The organism is Actinomadura sp. GC306, assembly GCF_004348665.1.
Taxonomy (GTDB): Bacteria; Actinomycetota; Actinomycetes; order Streptosporangiales; family Streptosporangiaceae; genus Spirillospora.
Genome location: NZ_SMKM01000408.1, coordinates 1 through 3,946, shown reverse-complemented (window position 1 = coordinate 3,946; position 3,946 = coordinate 1). Strand labels below are relative to the sequence as shown.

Genomic DNA, 3,946 nt, shown 5'->3' with positions numbered 1-3,946 from the left:
CTGCTTGGCCGCGTGAACGCGAAGGCGGCGGAACGCACGTTTCGCCAGCTTCCTTCGGACGGCCTGGGTCAGCGCCCCCTCCAGGCCCAGCGCCAGCCGGACCTCGTCGGCGACCCGGTAGACGCCTTCCATCTGTCTGGGTTCCGAGAGGTTGGTCAGGCAAGCGAAGGAGAATCCGCGTTCGGGGTCGGCGAAGGCCAGGCCGGTGCCGAACATCCAGCCGAAGGAGCTGAAGCCGCCCATCTGCACGGTGCCGACGAGGTAACCGAGCCCCTTCGGGGAGGGCACCCGGGTCACCCGATCCTGTTTTATCGTGATGACCCCCGAAAGGCGGGCGGTCCGGTCCTGGCCGATGAGCCGGACGCCGTCCACCTCGCCGATGAGGGCGGCGTACATGCGGGCAAGGGCGTGGGCCGTCGCCCGGCCACCGGTCGGGAGATCCAGCACCAGCGCCTCGGGCCGGTTCGCCAGCGCCTCGGGCCGGTCCTCCGGCGCCTCCGGCTGGCCCTCCGGCACCTCGGATCGCCCCTCCAGCACCATGCCGGACTGCATCCACGGCGGAATCACCTCGTGGTACAGGGAGCCCTCGGGAAAGTGCCGCAGGGGGTCAGGTAGGTCTCGCTCCTCCAGCCGGGCCACCCGGGCAAGGTCGCGGGCGGGGACGCCGAAGCACAGGTCGCCGGGGACGCCGAGCGGCGCGGCGACCTCGTCCCGCAGCACCGCCGGGAGGGGCCGTCCGGTGACCCGGCGGACGACCTCCCCGAGAATGAAGCCGAATGTCAGCGCGTGGTAGCCGGTGGCGTAGCCCGCCCGCCAGAGCGGCCGCAGGTCCGCGATCCGCGCGCACATCCCGTCCCAGTCGGCGAGGTCGTCGAACGTGATGCCGGGCGGTGCCTGCGGCACTCCGGCGGAATGGGTGAGGACGTGGGCGAGCGTGATGTCGTGCTTGCCGTGGGCGCCGAACGCCGGCCAGTAGGCGGCGACCGGGGCGCCGTAGTCGAGCAGTCCACGCTCGGCGAGGACATGGACGACGGTCGACATCGGGCCGGAGGCGCAGGGGAAGAGGGTTCGTTCATCGACCGGACGGCCAGTGGTCGTGTCCGCCTTGCCCGCGCAGACGTTCACCACCAGTTCGCCGTTCAGGTAGGCGACGATCTGCAAGCCGACCTCCTGTCCGGACGCGACGAGGCGGTCGGCCAGTTCCTGGGTGCGTGACTGCGCGTCCATCCGAGCTTCCTCCGAAGGTAGGGCACGAATCTAAGGCGCCTAGGGGGCGGGATAGGGCGTCGTCCCAATGTGGGGGACGGGGGCTTAGGACGAGCCTTGTACTTGTCGGGCCAAGACGGGTCCGGCGGGAACGGGGAGACGGACATGAACCGGCCGGAATTCAGCAATGTGATCATCAAAGACCGGGTGCGGACGCTGCGGGAGGAGGCCGAGAAGGCGCGGCTCGTTCGCCTCGCCAAGGCGAGCAAGCGGTGAGCTCGCCACCCCGTGCTACTGCGGAACGGTCTCCGGGGCGAGCGGGGTGCGGCCTCGGATGAGGTCGGCGGCGCGTTCGGCGATCGCGATGGTCGGGGCGTTGGTGTTGCCGTGCGGGACGGTCGGCATCACCGACGCGTCCACCACCCGCAGGCCCTCGACGCCGCGGACGCGCAGCTCGGGGTCGCACACGGACTCGCCGTCCCCCATCGCGCAGGTGCCGACCGGGTGGAACAGGGTCGCGACGTTGCGGCGCACGTAGTCGCGGACGGCCTCGTCCGACTCGACCTGCTCGCCCGGCGCCCACTCGCCGCCGACCAGGGACGCCAGTGGCCCGGACGCCGCGATCTCCCGCGCCTGGCGGACCCCGGCGACCAGGATGTCCAGGTCGGCCTCGTCCGAGAGGTAGGCGGGGTCGATCAGGGGCTTGGCGTAGGGGCTGGCGGAGCGGAGGGTCAGCGAGCCGCGGCTGCCGACGGAGATCGCGGTGACCATGACCGACAGGAGCCGCTCGGCCACCTCCACGAGCCCCTGGTCGACGAACGGCGTGGGCAGGACGTGGTACTGCAGGTCAGGGGCGGGCAACCCCTCCACCGTCCGGACGAACCCGCCCGCCTCGGCGAGGTTGGACGCGTACGGCCCGCGCCCCAGCGCCTGGTACAGGGCGAGGGAGCGCATGTTGGCCAGTTCCCACAGGCTCTTCGTGCGGGGCGTGGCGAACATGACGTTCACGAACGGGTGGTCCTGGAGCCCCTGCCCGACCGGGGAGTCGACCAGCACGTCGATGCCCAGTGGGCGCAGGTGGTCGGCGGGCCCGATACCGGACAGCATGAGCAGCTGCGGGCTGTTCACCGCACCGCCCGACACGATGACCTCCGCCCCCGCGCGGGCCAGCATGGTCTCGCCGCGCGCCTCGTAGCGGACGCCGGTGGCGCGGCCGTCCTCGATGACGATGCGGGTGGCGAGCGCGTCGGTCACGACCGTGAGGTTCGGGCGGCTCCCGAGCGGACGCAGGTAACCGGCCGCGGCCGACCACCGGCGGCCGCGCTTGGACGTGACCTGGTAGAAGCCCACGCCGTCCTGCCGCGCGCCGTTGAAGTCGGGGTTCGCGGCCAGGCCGTACGCCTTGGCGGACTGCACCCACGCGCGGGTCAGCGGGTGCTTGTAGCGCAGGTCCTCCACGCGCAGCGGGCCGCCGACGCCGTGGTACGGGATCTCGCCGCGCTGCTGGTCCTCGGCGCGGCGGAAGTAGGGCAGCAGGTCCGCGTAGCCCCAGCCGTCGCAGCCGTGGACGTCGCGCCAGATGTCGTAGTCGTGCCGGGAGCCGCGCACGTAGATCATCGCGTTGGTGGACGAGCTGCCGCCGAGCACGCGCCCCCGCGGCCAGTACACGCGGCGGCCGGCGGCGTGTTCCTGCGGGACGGTGGTGTGGTTCCAGTCGAACGGGCCCTTGACCATCCCCGCCACGGCGGCCGGAATGTGGATTTCGGGCGCGTCGTCGGGCGGGCCGGCCTCCAGCAGCAGGACCGCCACCGACGGATCCTCGGTCAGCCGGGCAGCGAGAACACACCCCGCACTGCCCGCTCCCACGATGATGTAGTCGTACACGGCGGCCTCCGGGAGTCTTTCCGAAACCCTACCGAACGTGCCTCGACGCCCCGCGGCGCCAGGTTGCGGCAATGGCGAAGCAGCGGCGCCCAGGGGGCGGCTACCGCGAAGCAGCGGCGCTAGGGTGCGGCTATGGCGAAGAACAGGGATAACCCCGTCGTCCTGTCGCGGATCTATACCCGGACCGGGGACGACGGCACCACCGCGCTCGGCGACGCGTCCCGTACCCGCAAGACCGACCCGCGCCTGGCCGCCTACGCCGACGTGGAGGAGGCCAACGCCGCGATCGGCGCCGCCATCGCGCTCGGCACCCTGCCCGGGGACGTCGTCACGCTGCTGACCCGCGTCCAGAACGACCTCTTCGACGTCGGCGCCGACCTGTGCGCGCCGGTCGTGCCGGACCCGCAGTACCCGCCGCTGCGCGTCGAACCGTCCTACATCGAGCGCCTTGAGGCGGCCTGCGACGAGCACAACGAGACGCTGGAGCCGCTGCGCAGCTTCATCCTCCCGGGCGGGACGCCGGGGGCGGCGCTGCTGCACGTCGCGCGGACGGTCACCCGGCGCGCCGAACGCACCGCCTGGGCGGCCGTCGAGGCGCACGGCGCCGCCGCCGACGGCGACCCGGAGGCCGTCGAGGGCGGCGTGAACCCGCTGACCGCCAAGTACCTCAACCGGCTGTCGGACCTCCTGTTCATCCTGTGCCGCGTCGCCAACGCCGAGCACGGCGACGTCCTGTGGAAGCCCGGCGGGGAACGCTGACCCGAGCCGACGGCTGACCCAGGCCGACCGGGCAGGGCAGCCCGGCGGGGAACGCTGACCCGAGCCGACGGCCGCCCCAAGCCGGACGGGGCGGGGC

Annotated in this window: 3 protein-coding genes; 1 reads left to right on the top strand and 2 read right to left on the bottom strand. The window is 72.6% G+C overall.

The features are described from left to right. Both E1200_RS31775 and E1200_RS31770 read right to left on the bottom strand, forming a co-directional pair. Positions 1 to 1,227 (bottom strand): serine hydrolase domain-containing protein (locus tag E1200_RS31775; RefSeq protein WP_131956121.1); only part of this gene is annotated, 1,227 nt, incomplete at its 3' end. A gap of 270 nt (positions 1,228 to 1,497) precedes the next feature. Next, a complete protein-coding gene (locus E1200_RS31770) occupies positions 1,498 to 3,090 on the bottom strand; it encodes a GMC family oxidoreductase N-terminal domain-containing protein (protein ID WP_131956119.1) in 1,593 nt (530 codons plus the stop codon). Positions 3,091 to 3,222: 132 nt separating this feature from the next. On the opposite strand from E1200_RS31770, the gene E1200_RS31765 reads away from it, so the two are divergent. Then, positions 3,223 to 3,849 (top strand): cob(I)yrinic acid a,c-diamide adenosyltransferase, encoded by a 627-nt coding sequence (locus tag E1200_RS31765; RefSeq protein WP_131956117.1) that lies wholly within the window; start codon positions 3,223 to 3,225, stop codon positions 3,847 to 3,849. Positions 3,850 to 3,946: the final 97 nt, after the last annotated feature.

Coding starts and splice junctions, on each gene's coding strand:
- E1200_RS31765 (WP_131956117.1), top strand. CDS start 3,223: ATGGCGAAGAACAGGGATAACCCCGTCGTCCTGTCGCGGATCTATACC.